General features: G+C 70.5%; 12 protein-coding genes. 9 read left to right on the forward strand and 3 right to left on the reverse strand.

What is annotated here, in order from left to right; genetic code table 11:
* Nucleotides 1-152 precede the first annotated feature (152 nt).
* The 3 genes from HNR67_RS42050 to HNR67_RS42060 are packed head-to-tail and all read left to right on the forward strand — an operon-like array spanning nucleotide 153 to nucleotide 3183.
* Complete coding sequence (locus HNR67_RS42050) at nucleotides 153-1445, forward strand: ABC transporter substrate-binding protein (RefSeq protein WP_185009405.1); 1293 nt, start codon at nucleotides 153-155, stop codon at nucleotides 1443-1445.
* Nucleotides 1442-2362, forward strand: a complete 921-nt coding sequence (locus HNR67_RS42055; RefSeq protein WP_185009407.1) for a carbohydrate ABC transporter permease — start codon at nucleotides 1442-1444, stop codon at nucleotides 2360-2362. Before HNR67_RS42050 ends, HNR67_RS42055 begins: the two co-directional genes overlap by 4 nt.
* Complete coding sequence (locus tag HNR67_RS42060; protein WP_185009409.1) at nucleotides 2362-3183, forward strand: carbohydrate ABC transporter permease; 822 nt, start codon at nucleotides 2362-2364, stop codon at nucleotides 3181-3183. The genes HNR67_RS42055 and HNR67_RS42060 overlap by 1 nt, the downstream gene beginning before the upstream one ends.
* Here the strand turns inward: HNR67_RS42060 and HNR67_RS42065 are convergent.
* Both HNR67_RS42065 and HNR67_RS42070 read right to left on the reverse strand, forming a co-directional pair.
* Nucleotides 3173-3907 (reverse strand): ABC transporter permease, encoded by a 735-nt coding sequence (locus HNR67_RS42065; protein ID WP_185009411.1) that lies wholly within the window; start codon nucleotides 3905-3907, stop codon nucleotides 3173-3175. The genes HNR67_RS42060 and HNR67_RS42065 overlap by 11 nt on opposite strands.
* The gene (locus HNR67_RS42070; RefSeq protein ID WP_185009413.1) at nucleotides 3904-4560 is read right to left on the reverse strand and encodes an ATP-binding cassette domain-containing protein; all 657 of its coding nucleotides are present in this window, start codon (nucleotides 4558-4560) and stop codon (nucleotides 3904-3906) included. Before HNR67_RS42070 ends, HNR67_RS42065 begins: the two co-directional genes overlap by 4 nt.
* 56 nt (nucleotides 4561-4616) lie before the next feature.
* On the opposite strand from HNR67_RS42070, the gene HNR67_RS42075 reads away from it, so the two are divergent.
* A complete protein-coding gene (locus HNR67_RS42075; RefSeq protein WP_185009415.1) occupies nucleotides 4617-7721 on the forward strand; it encodes an AfsR/SARP family transcriptional regulator in 3105 nt (1034 codons plus the stop codon).
* A 153-nt stretch (nucleotides 7722-7874) separates the two neighbouring features.
* On the forward strand, nucleotides 7875-8357 hold the full coding sequence (locus HNR67_RS42080; protein WP_185009417.1) for a DUF11 domain-containing protein: 483 nt from the start codon (nucleotides 7875-7877) through the stop codon (nucleotides 8355-8357).
* Nucleotides 8358-8856: 499 nt separating this feature from the next.
* Here HNR67_RS42080 and HNR67_RS42085 read toward each other — a convergent pair whose 3' ends face one another.
* The gene (locus tag HNR67_RS42085) at nucleotides 8857-12156 is read right to left on the reverse strand and encodes a GH92 family glycosyl hydrolase (protein WP_185009420.1); all 3300 of its coding nucleotides are present in this window, start codon (nucleotides 12154-12156) and stop codon (nucleotides 8857-8859) included.
* A 279-nt stretch (nucleotides 12157-12435) separates the two neighbouring features.
* Here HNR67_RS42085 and HNR67_RS42090 point away from each other — a divergent pair, with 279 nt between their 5' ends.
* The 4 genes from HNR67_RS42090 to HNR67_RS42105 are packed head-to-tail and all read left to right on the forward strand — an operon-like array spanning nucleotide 12436 to nucleotide 16254.
* Entirely contained in the window at nucleotides 12436-13425 is a 990-nt protein-coding gene (locus HNR67_RS42090) for a LacI family DNA-binding transcriptional regulator (RefSeq protein WP_185011753.1), read from the forward strand.
* On the forward strand, nucleotides 13422-14450 hold the full coding sequence (locus HNR67_RS42095) for a class I mannose-6-phosphate isomerase (protein ID WP_185009422.1): 1029 nt from the start codon (nucleotides 13422-13424) through the stop codon (nucleotides 14448-14450). The genes HNR67_RS42090 and HNR67_RS42095 overlap by 4 nt, the downstream gene beginning before the upstream one ends.
* Entirely contained in the window at nucleotides 14447-15208 is a 762-nt protein-coding gene (locus HNR67_RS42100; RefSeq protein ID WP_185009424.1) for an ATP-binding cassette domain-containing protein, read from the forward strand. Before HNR67_RS42095 ends, HNR67_RS42100 begins: the two co-directional genes overlap by 4 nt.
* Nucleotides 15205-16254, forward strand: a complete 1050-nt coding sequence (locus tag HNR67_RS42105) for an ABC transporter permease (RefSeq protein ID WP_185009426.1) — start codon at nucleotides 15205-15207, stop codon at nucleotides 16252-16254. The genes HNR67_RS42100 and HNR67_RS42105 overlap by 4 nt, the downstream gene beginning before the upstream one ends.
* Nucleotides 16255-16292 lie beyond the last annotated feature (38 nt).

Genomic DNA, 16292 nt, shown 5'->3' on the forward strand with positions numbered 1-16292 from the left:
TTGGTAGCCAGGCAGGGGTTTCCGGCGGGTCTCCACCCGGACCGGGACCGGCCCGAGCCAACGACTGAAGGCCCTGGACACGGGCTTGGGGGCTCGGCTACGTTCGCCGGACTCAGCCAGTGTTGACAACGTTGACACGTCTCGGGGGTGGCATGCGCAGACCACGATCCGCCGTGTTCGGGCTGGTGGCCCTGACCCTGTTGACCTCGGTGCTCACCGGGTGCGGCACGGGCGGCGGGATCACCTTGCGGGTGATCCAGAGTCTGACCAGTCCGGAGCGGACCGCGTTGCTGCGGGACATGATCACCGCGTTCGAGGCGGCCAATCCGGAGATCGACGTGCGGCTGATCTCGCCGCCGTTGCAGAGCGCGGACCAGAAGATCGCGCAGGTGCTCAGTGCCAAGAACGACGTGGACCTGGTGGAGGTGCGGGACTACACGGTCAAGCAGTTCGTCAACAACCAGAGCCTGCTCGACCTCTCCCCCTACGTGGCGAACTGGCCGGGCTGGCAGGAGCTGACCCCGCTGGCGCGGCAGAAGGCGGCCTCGGTCGGCGGCAAGCCCTACCTGGTGCCGTACGGGTTCTTCCAGAACACCCTGTTCGCCCGGACCGACCGGCTCAGCGAGGCCGGTATCAAGCCGCCGACGACCTGGCCGGAGCTGATCGAGGCGGCGGTGAAGCTGACCGAACCGGGCAAGAACCGGTTCGGGTACTCCTTCCGCGGCGGCGCGGGCACCTTCCACTACGCGGTCTCGATCATCTCCGCCTATGCCGGGCCGCAGGTGGATCCGGCGCAGGGGTTCTGGCGCAAGGACGGCAGCACGATCTTCGCCTCCCCCGAGGCGGTGACCGCGATGGAGACGTTCCTGCGACTGTTCAAGACCGGGTCGCCGCCGGGATCGCTGGCCTGGAGCTACCCGGAAATGGTGCAGGGCTTCACCTCCGGGGTGACCTCGCTGCTCATCCAGGACCCCGAGGTGATCAAGACGACCGAGCGGGCCACCGGGCTGCCCAAGGGATCCTGGACCACGCTGCCGATTCCCAAGGGCCCCACCGGACTCGCCCTGCAGCCCACCGGGTACGCGGGCTGGGGGGTGACCTCGTTCAGCCGCAACCGGGACGCGGCGGTGAAGTTGCTGGCCTTCCTCAGCTCGGCCGAACAGGGGCTGCGCTGGGCCAAGGAGCACTCGCTGATCCCGGTGCACACCGCGGCGGCCCAGGATCCGCAGTTCTCCACCGGCGCGTTCAAGGCGTATCTGGACATGGCCAATGACCCGGCGCAGGTCGTGGTGGAGCGGCCGATCCAGTACCCGGGCTGGGGGCGCTGGCAGAAGCAGGCCGATATCGACGTGCAGTCCTTGCTGGTCGGGGAGAAGACCGTGGCCGAGGTACTCGGGTCCTGGGACAAATTCTGGGCCGAGCAGAAGAAGGCCGGTGGCGCATGAGCACGGACACCGCGCCCCGTCCGACGTTCGTGTTGCGCCGCAACCGGGGGCTGTTCATCACCGCCTGCCTGGCGCCCGCACTGCTGCTGGTCGGGGTGTTCACCTACTACCCGATGATCCGCGGCGGGGTCATCTCCTTCCAGAACTACACCCTGTTCGACCTCAGTGACACCGGCTTCATCGGCTGGGGCAACTTCGAGAAAGTCCTTGCCGAGCCAGGGTTCTGGACCGCGCTGGCCAACACCGGCATCTGGGTGCTCTTCTCCCTGACCGGTCAGTTCGTGCTCGGGTTCGGGCTGGCGTTGTTGCTGCAGAAGGCTTTCCGCGGTCGCGGGCTCTACCAGGCGCTGGTGTTCTTCCCGTGGGCGATGTCCGGGTTCCTGATCGGGCTGATCTGGCGGTGGATGTTCAACGCCGAGTTCGGCGTGGTCAACGATCTGCTGCTGCGGATGGGGATCGTGGACGCGCCGATCGCCTTCCTGGCCAGTCCGGAATGGGCGCAGACCGGGCAGATCATCGCCAACGTCTGGTACGGCGTCACGTTCTTCTCGATCATGATCCTGGCCGCGCTGCAGTCGGTGCCGCAGGAGCTGCACGAGGCGGCCCGGCTGGACGGGGCCAGCTACGCACAGGCGCTGTGGCGGGTGGTGATCCCGTTCATCCGGCCCACCCTGGTGCTGGTGGTGCTGCTGCGGGTGATCTGGATCCTGAACTTCCCGGACATCATCTACGCGATGACCGACGGCGGCCCGGCAGGCAAGACGCACATCATCACCACCTACATGATCAACAAGATCATCGGCGCCCAGGACTACGGGCAGGCGTCCGCGGTCGGGCTGATCGTGCTGGTGCTGCTGTTCGCGTTCACGGTCTTCTACCTGGCCGCGACCAGGCTGGAAAAGAGCAGGGACTTCTGATGCGCGCAGCCGCCTTCGTCCGCTTCGCCGTGCTCGGCCTGTGGCTGGTCGTGACCGTGTTCCCGCTGTACTGGATCGTGGTCACCTCGCTGAAACCGCAGGGCGACATCTTCCGGCTGCCGCTGGAGTACCTGCCGGGCTCGCCGACCCTGGCCAACTACGAGCGGCTGTTCGGCTTCGCCAGCTTCGGCACCTACATCGGCAACAGCCTGCTGGTGTCGCTGGCCGCCGCGGCGGTGGTGCTGCTGATCGGGCTGCTCGCCGGGTACGTGCTGGCCCGGTTCTCCTTCCGCGGCCGCGGCCAGGTGATGCTGGCTTTCCTGGTGACCCAGATGATCCCGCTGTTCATCGCGCTCGGCCCGCTCTACCTGCTGCTGAACTCCCTGGACCTGCTCAACCGGTTGCCCGGCCTGGTCCTGGTGTACGTGGCGATGCTGATCCCGTTCTGCACCATCATGTTGCGCGGGTTCTTCGAGCGGATCCCGGTGGCCATCGAGGAAGCGGCCATGATCGACGGCTGCGGACGGTTGCAGGCGTTGTTCCGGGTGGTGGTGCCGGTGATGCTGCCGGGCATCGCGGCCACCTTCGTCTTCGCCTTCATCCAGTGCTGGAACGAGTTGTTCCTGGCGATCATGTTCATCGACGACGAGGAGGCCAAGACCATCCCGGTGGCGATGAACTCCTTCATCACCCAGTACGACATCGACTGGGGTTCGATGTCGGCGGCCACCGTGGTCTCGCTGGTGCCCTCGATGATCCTGTTCGCCTTCGCCCAGCGCTACATCGTGGAGGGGCTCTCCGGCGGCGCGGTCAAGGGCTGAGCACCCGCTCCCGGCGCGCGCACAGCCACAGTCCGGCGGTGCCGAGCACGGCGGCGACACCGAGCAGGGCGAGCAGCGGCCACCACAGGCCGGCCGGGTCGGTGTCGGACAACGCGGCGAGCAGGCCGTTGCGCTGCTGGCGCATGGGCAGCAACCCGGCCATGGCGTGCACCCAGGGCGGGGCCTCGGTGATGAAGGCGCCGCTGGCCGCGCCCATCGGGATCAGGATCAGCATGGTGACCGCGGCCGCGCGATCGGCCGAGGCGGTCAGCGCACCCACCAGCAGGCCCAGCGCGGCGAAGGCCAGCGTGCCCGCCAGCAGGTAGAGCGGCAGCGGCCACCAGCGCACCGGTCTCAGGCCCAGGGCGACCGCCGCGGCCAGGTGCGCGGCCACCTGCCAGGCGGTGTGCCCGCACAGCGCGAGCAGCCGGGCCAGCAGCACCGGCCGCCAGCCCGCCGGACTGCGCCGGATCTGCCCAAGCAGGCCGGAGCGGCGCCAGCTGGCCAGTGACACGGCCACGCCGAGCGAGCCGGAGCAGGCGATGGTCCAGCCGAGCAGGCCGGGCGCGCTGGCCCGCAGCGGACCGGGTCCGGCCGAGCTGAACAGCAGGGCGAAGGCGGTCAGGTAGGCCAGCGGGCCGAAGAAGGTGAAGAACAGCAGCACCCGGTTGCGCAGCAGATCGCGGGCGGCGGCCAGCACCAGCGGGCCGAGCGAGGTGCTCACGGCGCCGCCTCCCGGCCGCCCAGGTGCCGCAGCACGTCGGCCAGGGTGGCGCCGGGAGCCTCCGGGGCGAGCAGGCGGCGTTCGGCGTCCAGGGCCTCGATCAGGGTGGCCGGCCGGTCCACCGCGAGCAGGCGGCCGTGCCCGAGCAGCGCGACCCGGTCCGCGCGGGCGGCCGCGGCCGGGTCCTGCGTGCTGAACAGCACGGTCTGCGGCAGCGGGTCCAGCACCGGCCACAGCTCGGCCGGGTCGGCGTCCAGGACCAGCAGTCCGGGGTCGGGCACCAGCGCGCAGGCCAGGCCGAGGCGGCGGCGCTGGACCGTGCTCAGCCGGTCCTCACGAATATTCGCGCACTCGGTCAGGCCCACCGCGGCCAGCAGATCCGCTGGTGGGCGGCGGTGCAGGGCGGCGAAGGCGGCGAGCTGCTCCCGGCAGGTCAGCCGGTCGAACAGGGCGGGCTCGGCGGCCACCAGGGCCGCGCCACGCTCGATCCGGAGCACCCCGCGATCAGGCTCGCGGCCACCGGTGAGCAACTCGGTCAGCACCCGTCCCGAGCTGCCGTGGACGGCGAAGCGTTCGCCGAGGGCGAGGGTCAGGGAGACGCCGAGGAGCGCCCGGCCCAGGGCAAGGTCCTCGATGACGATCTCGGCGGCCACCGTGCAGAAGCTAGCCGAACGTGGCGTGTGCCGGGGCGGGATGAAACATTGACCCGGTGCGGTTCGGCGTGCTCGGCTCGGTGGAGGCATGGCGGGACGGGACGGCGTTGCCGCCCGGTCCGCCCCGGCGTCGTGCCCTGCTCGGCATACTGCTGGTCGAGGCAGGCCGGGTGGTGCCGGTGGATCGGCTGGTCCGGGCGCTGTGGGACAACGCGCCACCGGCCTCGGCCCGCAACGCGGTGCACGGGCTGATCGCCGCACTGCGCAAGCTGCTGGCCGGGGAACCAGGGGTCGAACTGGTCACCAGGCCGACCGGCTACCAGCTCGTGGTCGACCCGCAGGCGGTGGACCTGCACCGCTTCCGCGCCCTGGTGGCCGAGGCCGGGCGGGCCGGGCAGACCGACGAGCAGGCCGCCGCGCTGCTGCACGACGCGCTGACCCTCTGGCGCGGCGCGCCACTGGCCGACCTGCGCTTCGACTGGGTGCGCCAGGACCTGGCGCCGCTGCTGGAGCGCGAGCTGCTGGACGCGCTGGAACAGCGGCTGGAACTGGACCTGCGGCTGGGCGCGCACCACGAACTCGTCGGCGAGCTGACCTCGCTGACCAAGGACCACCCGACCCGGCCGCGGTTCTGGTACCAGCTGATGCTCGCGCTCTACCGGGCCGGGCGGCAGGCCGAGGCGCTGGAGACCTACCGGGCCGCGCACGTGCTGTTCCGGGCCGGCCTGGACGCCGAGCTGCGCGCGCTGCACCACTCGATCCTCAGCGGCACCCCGGCCCAGCCGGAGCAGGTCATCGACACCCCGCGACCGGCCGGGGTGTGCCAGTTGCCACCGGGCGCCAACGGTTTTGTCGGCCGGGCGGAGCTGCTGTCCCGGCTGGACACCCTGCTCGTCCCGGGCCCGCGCCCGGTGGTGGCGGCGCTGGCCGGGCCGCCGGGGGTGGGCAAGACCACGGTGGCGGTGCAGTGGGCGCACGGCGCGCGCGGCCGGTTCCCGGACGGGCAGCTGTATGTGAACCTGCGTGGCTACGCGACCAGTCCGCCGATGCCGCCGACCGAGGCGCTGGCCCGGCTGCTGCGTGCGCTGGGTGTGCGGCCGGACCACGTGCCGGCGGCACTGGCCGAGCAGATCGCGTTGTACCGCAAGGCGTTGTCCGGCAAGCGGGTGCTGGTGGTGCTGGACAACACCGCGGGCGCGGGCGAGGTGCGGCCACTGCTGCCGGACACCCCTGGCAGCGCGGCGCTGATCACCAGCAGGGACAGCCTGCGCGCGCTGGAGGCGCCCACGCTGACCGTGGACGTGCTGCCCGCCGCGGACGCGGTGGCGCTGCTCGGTGACGTGCTCGGCGCGGACCTGGTGCACAAGGAACCCGGCGCCGCGCTGGAACTGGCCGCGCTGTGCGCCCGGCTGCCACTGGCGCTGCGCATCGCCGGGGCCAACTTCGCCGGCAGGCCGCACCGCGACCTCACCCGGTACGTCACCGACCTGCGTGCGGGCAACCGCCTGGACGCGCTGTCGGTGGACGGGGACAGCGAGGCGGCCGTGCACGCCGCCTTCGACCTGTCCTACGCCATGCTGGACCCGTTGGCGCAGCGGCTGTTCCGGCTGCTCGGCCTGCTGCCCGGCCCGGACTTCGGCCTGCCGCTGGCCGCCGCGGTGGCCGATCTGACCGAGGCGGAGACGAGCACCCTGCTGGAGCGGCTGATCGCGGCGAACCTGGTGCAGGAACCGGGTTCCGGCCGGTTCCAGTGCCACGACCTGTTGCGCGAGTACGCCTGCGCCCGCGCCGAGGACACCGAGTCACCGGCGCAACTGCACGCCGCGCTGCGCCGGGCCTATGAGTTCCTCACCCGCACCGCCGCCTCCGCCGAACCCTCCATTGTGGACGGTGAGCGGCCGTCCCTGGTGGCCGCGGCGAGCACCGCGGCCGAGCGCGGACTGCCCGACTACGCCTGGCGGATCGCGGACGCGCTGCACGGCTACTTCGGCGCGCGCGGCGGTGGCGCGGAGGCGGTGGCCACCGCGGAGGCCGGGCTGGCCGCGGCGATGGCGGTGCACGACCGGCCCGCGCAGGCCAGGATGCACGCGCTGCTCGGGCAGTTCCAGACCAGGCTGGGCAGTCTGCGCGAGGCCGCGGTGCACCAGCAGCGGGCGGTGGAGCTGTACCGCTCGCTGGGTGATCCGCTGGGCCAGGCGGTCGCGCTGGACGGGCTGGGCATGGCCTACGGGCGACTCGGCCAGCCGCAGACCGCGGCCGAACACCACGCGAAATCCCTTGCCCTGTACCGGGAAGCCGAGAACCGGACCGGCGAGTCGAGCGCGTTGAACAACCTGGGCGCGGTGCACCAGCAGCTCGGCCGCTTCGCCGAGGCGATCGAGTTCCACCGGCAGGCGGTGGCCCTGGGCAATGCCGACGGCAGGCTGTACCTGGGTGTCGGGCTGTTCTCCGTCGGCCGGACCGCGGTGGCGCGGACCGAGCTGGAGCTGGCACTGGCCGGGTACCAGGAGAGCGGGAACCGGGTGGGCGAGGCCGCGGTGCTCAGCTGTGTGGCCGCGGTGCACCGGGACCGGGACGAACTGGCCGAGTGCGAACAGGTGGCCGCGGCCGCGGTGGCACTGGCCAGGGAACTGGGCGACCGCCGGATCGAGGCCAACGGGCTGAACATCCTGGCCGCCATGCACCGCAGGCGCGGCACCCTCGCGGTGGCCACCGGCTACTTCCAGCTGGCCATCCGGATCGCCGAGGAGATGGGTTTCCGGGCGGGCCGGGTGCACGCGGTGACCAACCTGGCAGGCATCGCCCGCGAGGAGGGCAGGCACACCGAGGCACTGGCCCAGGCCGAGGACGCGCTGACCGAGGTGCGCGCGGGTGGGCTGGTGTTCATGGAGCCCCCGGTGCTGACCGAGCTGGCGCACATCAAGCTCGGCCTCGGCGAGCCGACCGCCGCGGCCGGTCTGGCCACCGCCGCGGTCGAACTGGCCAGGCAGACCGGCCAGCTGCTGTTCCTGGGCACCGCGCTGGCCGTGCGCGGGCTGGTGCTGACCGAGCAGGGTGGGACCGTCGCTGCGGCCGAATGCTGGCAAGAGGCCATTGGGGTACTTCGCGAATGCGAGGCATCCGCCGAGGTCAGGTGGGTCACGGAGCTGTTGGCGGGCTAGCAGGCCAGGTCCGCGCGCAGCACCGCACGACCACCGGATGGACGCTTGTGACCGGCCGCACCTGCAAGCAGAGTGAACACGTCCAACCACCGAGCGTTATCAACGCTCGCCGCGGTCCGGCGCGGTCACCCACCATCGAACCCAAGGGATGTCATGCGTTTTTCCTTGCCCGCCAAGGCTGTCGGCTGCGCGATGGCGCTCGCCGCGGTGTTCGCCCCCGCAGCTGCGGCCGCCCCCACCGCAGGCCCGGACATCAAGGTCGAGCTGTCGACGAACCCGATCCTGGGCGTCCTCATCCCGGCCATCGAGTACACCGTCAAGGCCAGCAACCTCGGCCCCGGCACCGCCACCGGCGTCGTGATCAAGGCTCAGCTGCCCGCCGGCACCACCGCGATCGCCCCGTCCCCGGAGTGTTCGGTGGCAGGCACCGTGGTCACCTGTGGCGGCGGCAACCTGGCCGCCGGCGCCTCGGACCAGATCACCTTCCGGGTCCCGCTGAGCCTGCTCACCATCGGAATCGGCAAGAAGGTCACGGCCACCCTGCACTCCTCCACGCCCGCCGACCCCAACCCGGCCAACAACTCGGCGTCGAGGACCTGCACCGTGGTGACGCCGCTGCTGGTGCTCTGCGGCTAGAGAATGTTGCGGGGCAACTAGAGAAGGCCCAACACTGGGCAAGGGTTGTTCGTGAACTTGTTGCGAAAGAGGCGTGGCGCGCAGCGACACGGCGGGCTCTTAACCCTCAGTGCGGTTGATTTTTCGCGTTGCCTTGCCGTGTGTCCGACGCATCCGAAGCTTGCTTCGCGTGCGGCGGATACACGGCGGGGCGACTTAGAGCGCAGTAGACGTTGGCGTGCTCCGCACGCAGGAATCCCGCGCGCGGAGCGCGCCAATGTGCCAGTTAGACCTGCGGGCCGGGCCGATCCCGCCGCCATAGTTGACCGGCCCGGCCCGCAGCTTGTGGCTGCTACGGGCGTCTATGCCCCTGGCCGCGCCTCCGCAGCAGGTACAGGGAAGAAACTAGTCAACAGATTCATGTCTTGTTAGGGCTCTTCGTAGGTTGACATCAGGGGGCTGGGCGGACTCAGTTCCAGCCCCCTGATGCCTGCGGTTCATCCTTAGTTCACCTTGCGAATTACCCGGCGGTGACAGTGAAAACGTGCAGCAGACCGCCCTGCGCGGAGTTCGGCAGGGTGACGCTCACCAGTTGTTTCCCGGCCGCCAGTGGGATCGGCGCGGTGGCGAACAGGTGCACGGTCAGCTGTTGCGGGCCGTCGTTCTTGTTGCGGTAGGACATGGTGGCCGCGATGCGGTTGCCGAACTCGATCGCGGAGGCGTTCACCGCCCAGTCGTTGAAGGAGATGTCCGCCCGCTCCGTGGTCCCGTCGGCGTAGTTGAGCGAGAGCGTGCCGGTGGACTTTCCGTTGGTGGCACTACCCAATACCGCCAGCTTGGTCGCCCCGGCCGGTGCGGTGATCTTCACCGTCTGACCGGCCATGGTGGCGTTGTCCGCCTCTGCCTTGGGGATGTCCGGCCACTGGTGCGCCAGACCGTCCACTGTGACCGTTCCACCTGGACGGACGCCCGCACCGGCGAGGGCGTTGCGGGAGTAGCTCCAGCCGCCGCCGTCGTAGTTGGCCGAGGCGGGATCGTCGTCAGGTGAGGTGCCCGCGTTGTTGTAGGCCGCGCGCAGGCTGTTCGGTTCGGCGATGAGGACCTGCAACGCGCCGGGTGACAGGTTCATCCCGCCTGCTCCGGTGAAGGTGACCGGGATGCGTTGCGCCCCTTCGGGTGTGCCCGCCGCGACGGACACGGTGACGGTCGCGCCCGCCTTGCCGCCGGGTGGCACGGTCAGCTCGCCGCTGGCGGGGGTGACGGTCAGTCCGGCCGGGGCCTGGGTGGCCCAGCGGACCTTGGTTCCCTTGCCGGAGAAGTCCTGCGCGCCGATCACCGCCGCGCCGGAACCACCGGCGGGCAGCACCAGCCTGCCGGGTTCGACCGAGCCGCGGGCGCCGGTCTCACCCTCCCGGAAGGACGGTGGCGCGTTCTCCGGTTTGCTGCCCCAGCTCAGGTTCGGCGTGTCCTGCAGGGCGAATTCCACCGTGCCGCCGCGTTCGGCGAAGGACTCGGGCAGCCAGGTGTTGTTGATCGCCCGGCCGTTCACCCTGACCCCGCTGACGTACTGGTTCTTCGCCGCCGCACCGGGCGCCTTGATGGTCCAGGTGGACCCGCCCGGCCGCTGCACGGTGATCTCCGGGAACAGCGGGCTGTTGAGCACCAGTTCGGCCCGGCCGGGGATGACCGGGTACATGCCCATGGCCGCCCAGACGTACCAGGAGGACATCTGGCCGAGGTCGTCGTTGCCCATCAACCCGTTGGCGCCTGGACCGAACAGGTCGTTCACCGCGCGCCGGGTGACCTCCTGGGTGCGGTGCGGGGCGCCGGCGAAGTTGTACAGCCAGGGCGCGTGCATGATCGGCTCGTTGCCCAGGAAGGCGTAGGGCTCATTGGGTCCGGCGTTGAGCTTGGTGAAGAAGTGGTCCAGCCGTTTCACCGTGGCCTCGTTGCCGCCCATCGCGGTGATCAGGCCCTGCGCGTTGTGCGGCACCATCCAGGTGTACTGGGCCGCGTTGCCCTCCACCCAGTTGTTGGACTCGCCGGGGTTGAAGGGTTCCAGGAAGGAGCCGTCCCGGTTGCGGGCCTGGATGTAGCCGGTGCCGGGGTTGAACAGGTTCTGCCAGTGCTGGGACCGCTTGCTGAAGGTGCTCCAGGTGGCCCCGTCACCGAGTCGCCTGGCCAGGTCGGCGATGGCGAAGTCGGCGCTGGCGTACTCCAGCGTGGTCGCGGGCGGGCCCCAGGTGTTGGGCGCGCCCAGCGGGATGTAGCCGAGCTTCTGGTAGTCCTCCAGACCGGGGCGCTCCTCATAGCCCTGGGTCTTCTGGGTGGCGCCGCGCAGCATCAGCAGCAGTGCCTTGCGCGCGTCGAAGTCCTTGGCGCCAAAGGCATACGAGCTGGCGACCATGATGTGGTACGGGTCGCCGACCATCACCCCGGTGTAGCTGTTGGCCACCGTCCACCGGTCCCAGGAGCCGCCCTGTTCGGCGAAGGCGATCATGGACCGGGAGATGTCGGATGCCTCCGCCGGCGCGATCACCGACAGCAGCTGGATCTCCGAGCGGTAGACGTCCCAGCCGGAGAGGTTGGTGTAGACGGCATGCCCTGGTTCGGCCGAGTGCAATCGCCCGTCGAAGCCGATGTATCTGCCGTCGGCGTCGGAGAAGACGTTGGGCTGCACCAGGGAGTGGAACAGCGCGGTGTAGAAGGTGGTGCGCTGGGCGTCGGTGCCGCCGCTGACCCGGATGGTGTTGAGCCGCTCGTTCCAGGCGGCCCTGGTCTCGGCGATGACGTTCTCGAAGGACTTGCCGATGTTCTCCGCGAGCAGGTTGTTCTTCGCCCCGTCCAGCGAGACGAAGGACAGGCCGACCCGCAGCTGCACGGTGTCGCCGTCGAAGGGGTCGAAGCTGACGAAGCCGCCGCTGCCCGGTCCGGAGACCACGGTGTCCTGGGTGCCCATGGCCTGCGGCGCGGAGCGCTTGCCCTTGTCCGCGGTGGCCTTGGGCGCGTTCACCGCGGCCAGGTCGACCTTGGGCTGCGAGCCGCCGCGTTCGCGGGTCTGGCCGGTGTTGACCGAGCCGTTCTTCCAGGTCCCGACCGAGGCGAACGGGCGGTCGAACTGGACGTGGTAGTAGACCCGGTACTTGTTCTGCTGCTGACCGCAGAACCGGCCGCTGCTGGCCCAGCCGCTCACCGAGTCCTTGCCGATGATCGTCTCGGCGTCGTCGGCCCCGGCGATCGAACCCGAGGAGTTGACCAGGATGGTGGACGGGCGGCCCTCGGGGAAGGTGACCTTGCCGAGGCCGGTGCGCTGGGTGGCGGTCAGTTCGACCTTGGCGCCGGAGTCCAGGCCGACCGAGTACGCGCCGGGACTGGCCTTCTCGTTGCTGTGGGAGAAGGTCGAGACGTAGCGGCCGGGGTCGGTGGCCGGGGAGGTGGTGACCTCGCCGACGAAGGGCATGATCGGGATGTCCTGGTAGGTGGAGCAGCCGGCGCCGGAGAGGTGGGTCAGGCTGAAGCCCTTGATCCGGTTGTCGTCGTAGTAGTAGCCGCCGTGCTGGTGGGTCACGGTGTCCGGGCTCCACTGCATCATGCCGAAGGGCGCGACCGCGCCGGGGAAGTTGTTGCCTGCCCCGCCTCCGGTGCCGTGGTCCGGCCCGCCCGGCTTGGTGCCGACGAACGGGTTCACCCACTGCGCGAGGTCCTCTGCCGCGCGTTTCGCGGGCGCGGCACCGGCCGGTAGGCCAGCCCCCGCCACCATCACGGCCACGCCGAGCAGGGCCGCGCAGGCTGTGCGCAGGCGCCGACTTCGTGCGGTCATCTCGTGATCGCCTCCTGAGGGCACGGCCACGTCGCCAGGCCCACCTGACAACCTTGTCGGATGGCTCGACCCTGATCGACACCCTGCTGATCCGCCGAGATCAACGTCAAGCGCCGATGGGTGGTTATCGGCGTCCACGCAGCCAACGGAACCGATTGAGATCCCGATCGGCGTAACGAGTCGGGCCGGAACCGTTGACAACCCCGGGCGCGAGCGTGTCCAATCCGGCGTCAAATGACAACGTTGTCCGAAGGAGCCCGCCGCGTGCGACGCGCCACCATGAGCGATGTGGCGCGGCTCGCGGGCGTGAGCATCAAAACGGTGTCCCGGGTCGTCAACGACGAGCCGGGAGTTCATCCGGCGACCGCCGAGCGCGTGCTCGCCGCGATCGACCAGCTCGGTTTCCGGCGCAACCTGTCCGCGCGCAACCTGCGCCGCGGCTCGTCAACCGGCACCCTCGGGCTGATCCTGGAAGACGTCGCCAACCCCTTCTACTCCCAGCTCACCCGGGCGGTGGAGGAGGTCGCGCGGTCACACGGCCGCCAGGTGCTGACCGGCTCCTCCGATGAGGACCCCGGCCGGGAACGCGAGCTGGCGCTGGAGTTCTGCGCCCGCCGGGTGGACGGCCTGCTGGTGGTGCCCGCCGGGATGCAGCACGGCTACCTGGTGCCGGAGATGCGGGCCGGCATGCCGGTGGTGTTCCTGGACCGGCCTGCCGGCGATGTCGTGGCGGACACGGTGCTGGTGGACAACATCGGCGGCGCGGCCGAGGCCGTGCGGCACCTGGCCGAGCAAGGCCACCGCCGGATCGCCTTCCTCGGCGACGCCCCGGACATCTTCACCGCGGCCGAGCGGCTGCGCGGGTTCCGGGAGGGCTGCGCGCGGGCCGGGTTGCAGTACCCGGAGGACCTGGTCGCGATGGGCCCGCACGACGAGCACAGCGTGGCCGGTGTGCTGCGCCGGTTGCTGGACGGCCGCAACCCGGCCACCGCGATCGTCTCCGGCAACAACCGGATCACCGTGCTGCTGCTGCGTGCCTTCGCCCAGCGCCCGGACCGCCCAGCCCTGGTGGGCTTCGACGACTTCGAGCTGGCCGACCTGCTCTCCCCGCCGGTGACGGTGGTGGCGCACGATGTCGCGCTGCTCGGAAGGGCCGCGGCCGAACTGCTGTTCGCCAGGCTCGACGGGGACAACTCACCTCCACGCCGGGTGGTTCTCCCGGCGCGGTTAGTCGCACGTGGATCAGGAGAGGTTGGGCGCAAAACGTGAAGCCCGTCCTGCTGGAGGCAAACCAGCCCGAACGGTTCTACCGCGGCGGCGCGGCCATCGCCGAGCTGCGCGGGGCCGTGAACGCCGCGGAGTGGGGGCCGGAGGACTGGGTCGCCTCCACCACCACGCTGTTCGGTCAGCACACCGCGGGGCTGGCCGCCCTGCCCGGTGGCGAGCTGCTGCGGTCCGCGATCGAGGCAGCGCCGGAGGCCTGGCTGGGCGCCGAGCACGTGGCCGAGTTCGGTGCGAACCCGGCGCTGCTGGTCAAGCTGCTGGACGCGGGGCAGCGGCTGCCGGTGCACTGCCACCCCTCCGACTCCTTCGCGGCCAGTCACCTGGACTGCCGCTTCGGCAAGACCGAGGCGTGGGTGGTGGTGGGCACCACCGGGGCGGATCCCGTGGTGTACGTGGGTTTCCGGGAGGGTGTGGACGAGGCGACGGTGGCGGCCTGGGTGGCCAGCCAGGACACCTCGACCATGCTGCACGCGCTGAACGAGGTGCCGGTCAAGGCCGGGGACACCGTGTTCGTGCCGGCCGGGCTGCCGCACGCGATCGGCGCCGGGGTCTTCATCGTGGAGCTGCAACAGCCCACCGACTTCTCGGTCCTGCTGGAGTGGACCGGATTCGCCGAGGAGGGTGACTCCTCGGTGCACCTCGGCCTCGGTTTCGAGGCCGCTCTCGGCTGTGTCGACCGGTCCGGCTGGGCTGCCAAGCGCCTGGACGGACTGGTGCGGCACACCGCTGACCAGCGTGGTCCCTCGGTGGACCTGCTGGGCGAGCAGTCGCTGGAGTTCTTCCGCGCGGACCGCGTGCACACCGAGTCGCCGGTGGAGTTCGACCCCGGTTTCGCCGTGCTGGTCGCGCTGGAGGGTTCCGGCGGCCTGTCAACGCAAACCGGTGGCTCGCTGGAGCTGGTCCGCGGCAACACCGTGGTCCTGCCGCACGCCGCCGGATCGTGCCGAGTGGACGGCGACCTGGTGCTGGTGCGCTGCCGTCCGCCGATCGTGGGAGGTTCAACGTCATGACCGCGCTGCTGGAAGCGCGTGACCTGGTCAAGCACTACGGCTCGGTGGAGGCCCTGCGCGGCGCCTCCTTCGAGCTGCGGGCCGGTGAGGTCGTCTCGCTCATCGGTGACAACGGCGCCGGCAAGTCCACGCTGGTCAAATGCCTCTCCGGGGCGGAGCAGCCGGACTCGGGGCAGATCCTGCTCGACGGCAAGGAGGTCAGCCTTGACCGGCCGACCACCGCGCGCGAGCTGGGCATCGAGACCGTGTACCAGGACCTCGCGGTCGCACCGGACCTGGATCCGGCGGCCAATTTGTTCCTCGGCCGGGAGCTGCGCCGCGGCGGACTGCTCGGCAAGCTCGGCATGCTGGACAAGAAGGAGATGCGCCGCCAGGCGGCCACCCACTTCACCCAGCTCGGGGTGTCCCTGCAGAGCCTGGACGTGCCGATCGGCTCGCTCTCCGGCGGGCAGCGGCAGAGCGTCGCGGTGGCCCGCTCGGTGGCCTGGGCCAGCAAGCTGGTGTTCATGGACGAGCCCACCGCCGCGCTCGGCGTGGTGCAGCGGGAACGGGTGCTCGACGTGATCCGCCGGGTTCGGGACAACGGCATCGCGGTGGTGCTGATCAGCCACAACATGCCCGAGGTGCTCAAGGTCTCTGATCGCATCGAGGTGCTGCGGCTGGGTCGCCGGGTGGCCCGGTTCGACGCGGCGCGGACCACGCTGGAGGAACTGGTCGGCGCCATGACCGGCGCGCTGACCCAGGAGGACGCGGCATGACCAACGACACCGCCAAGACCCCCGCGGACAGCGGTCAGTTCATCAACGAGGGCACCCGGCCGCTGGCCAGGCGGCTGGCCAGTGCCAACACCCTGTGGATCGGGCTGGTCCTGCTGGTGCTGCTGGTGGTCTTCAGCGCGCTGCGGCCGGACAGCTTCCTCACCCTGTTCAACTTCCAGCAGCTGTTCATCGAGGCATCGGTGCTGCTGGTGCTCGCGGTCGGCATGACCTACGTGATCATCACCGCCGGGATCGACCTGTCCGTCGGGTCGGTGCTGGTCTTCGCCGGTGTGGTCGGCGCGCAGGTGATGGAGGCGATGAGCCCTGGTGGCGATGCCACCAACGCGGGCGTCGAGGTCATCCTGGTCGGCTTCCTGATCACCATCGTCGGCGGCGCGGCCTGGGGCCTGCTCAACGGGTTGCTGATCGCCAAGGCCAAGATCCCGGCGCTGATCGTCACGCTGGGCTCCTTCGGCGCGGCACTGGGCGCGGCCCAGCTGCTCACCGACGGGGTGGACGTGCGCACCGTGCCGACCCTGCTGCGGGACTGGCTGGGCTTCGGCGCCACCGGCATCGTGCCGAACCTGGTGATCGTCGCGGTGCTGGTCACCGCGGTCGGCGCCTGGCTGCTGGCCACCACCCGGTTCGGCCGGTACACCCTGGCGATCGGCTCCAACCCGGAGGCGGCCCGCCGCTCCGGGATCAAGGTGGACCGGCACCTGGTGCTGATCTACACCTACGTGGGCGCGCTGGCCGGGCTGGCCGGCTTCATGTCGCTGGCCTACTACGGCACGACCACGATCAGCGGGCACACCACGGAGAACCTCAACGCGATCGCCGCGGTGGTGCTGGGCGGCACCTCCCTGTTCGGCGGGGTCGGTTCGGTGATCGGCACGGTGATCGGGGTGTTCATCCCGACCGTGCTCAAGAAGGGCTTCCTGATCATCGACGTCCCGCAGTTCTGGCAGCCGGTGGCGATCGGCGCGGTGCTCGTCGCGGCGGTCTGGTTCGACCAGCTCCGCCGCCGGGCGCGAAACAGCAGGTAGGGCGATTCTCGGAGCACAACGAAGTGTGAAGGTGGCAA

The organism is Crossiella cryophila, assembly GCF_014204915.1.
GTDB classification, from domain to species: domain Bacteria; phylum Actinomycetota; class Actinomycetes; order Mycobacteriales; family Pseudonocardiaceae; genus Crossiella; species Crossiella cryophila.

Bases quoted from the DNA above. Each gene is read 5' to 3' on its own strand.
- HNR67_RS42050 (WP_185009405.1), top strand. From the start codon at position 153: ATGCGCAGACCACGATCCGCCGTGTTCGGGCTGGTGGCCCTGACCCTG.
- HNR67_RS42090 (WP_185011753.1), top strand. From the start codon at position 12,436: ATGAGCGATGTGGCGCGGCTCGCGGGCGTGAGCATCAAAACGGTGTCC.
- HNR67_RS42055 (WP_185009407.1), top strand. From the start codon at position 1,442: ATGAGCACGGACACCGCGCCCCGTCCGACGTTCGTGTTGCGCCGCAAC.
- HNR67_RS42060 (WP_185009409.1), top strand. From the start codon at position 2,362: ATGCGCGCAGCCGCCTTCGTCCGCTTCGCCGTGCTCGGCCTGTGGCTG.
- HNR67_RS42100 (WP_185009424.1), top strand. From the start codon at position 14,447: ATGACCGCGCTGCTGGAAGCGCGTGACCTGGTCAAGCACTACGGCTCG.
- HNR67_RS42085 (WP_185009420.1), bottom strand. From the start codon at position 12,156: ATGACCGCACGAAGTCGGCGCCTGCGCACAGCCTGCGCGGCCCTGCTC.
- HNR67_RS42105 (WP_185009426.1), top strand. From the start codon at position 15,205: ATGACCAACGACACCGCCAAGACCCCCGCGGACAGCGGTCAGTTCATC.
- HNR67_RS42080 (WP_185009417.1), top strand. From the start codon at position 7,875: ATGCGTTTTTCCTTGCCCGCCAAGGCTGTCGGCTGCGCGATGGCGCTC.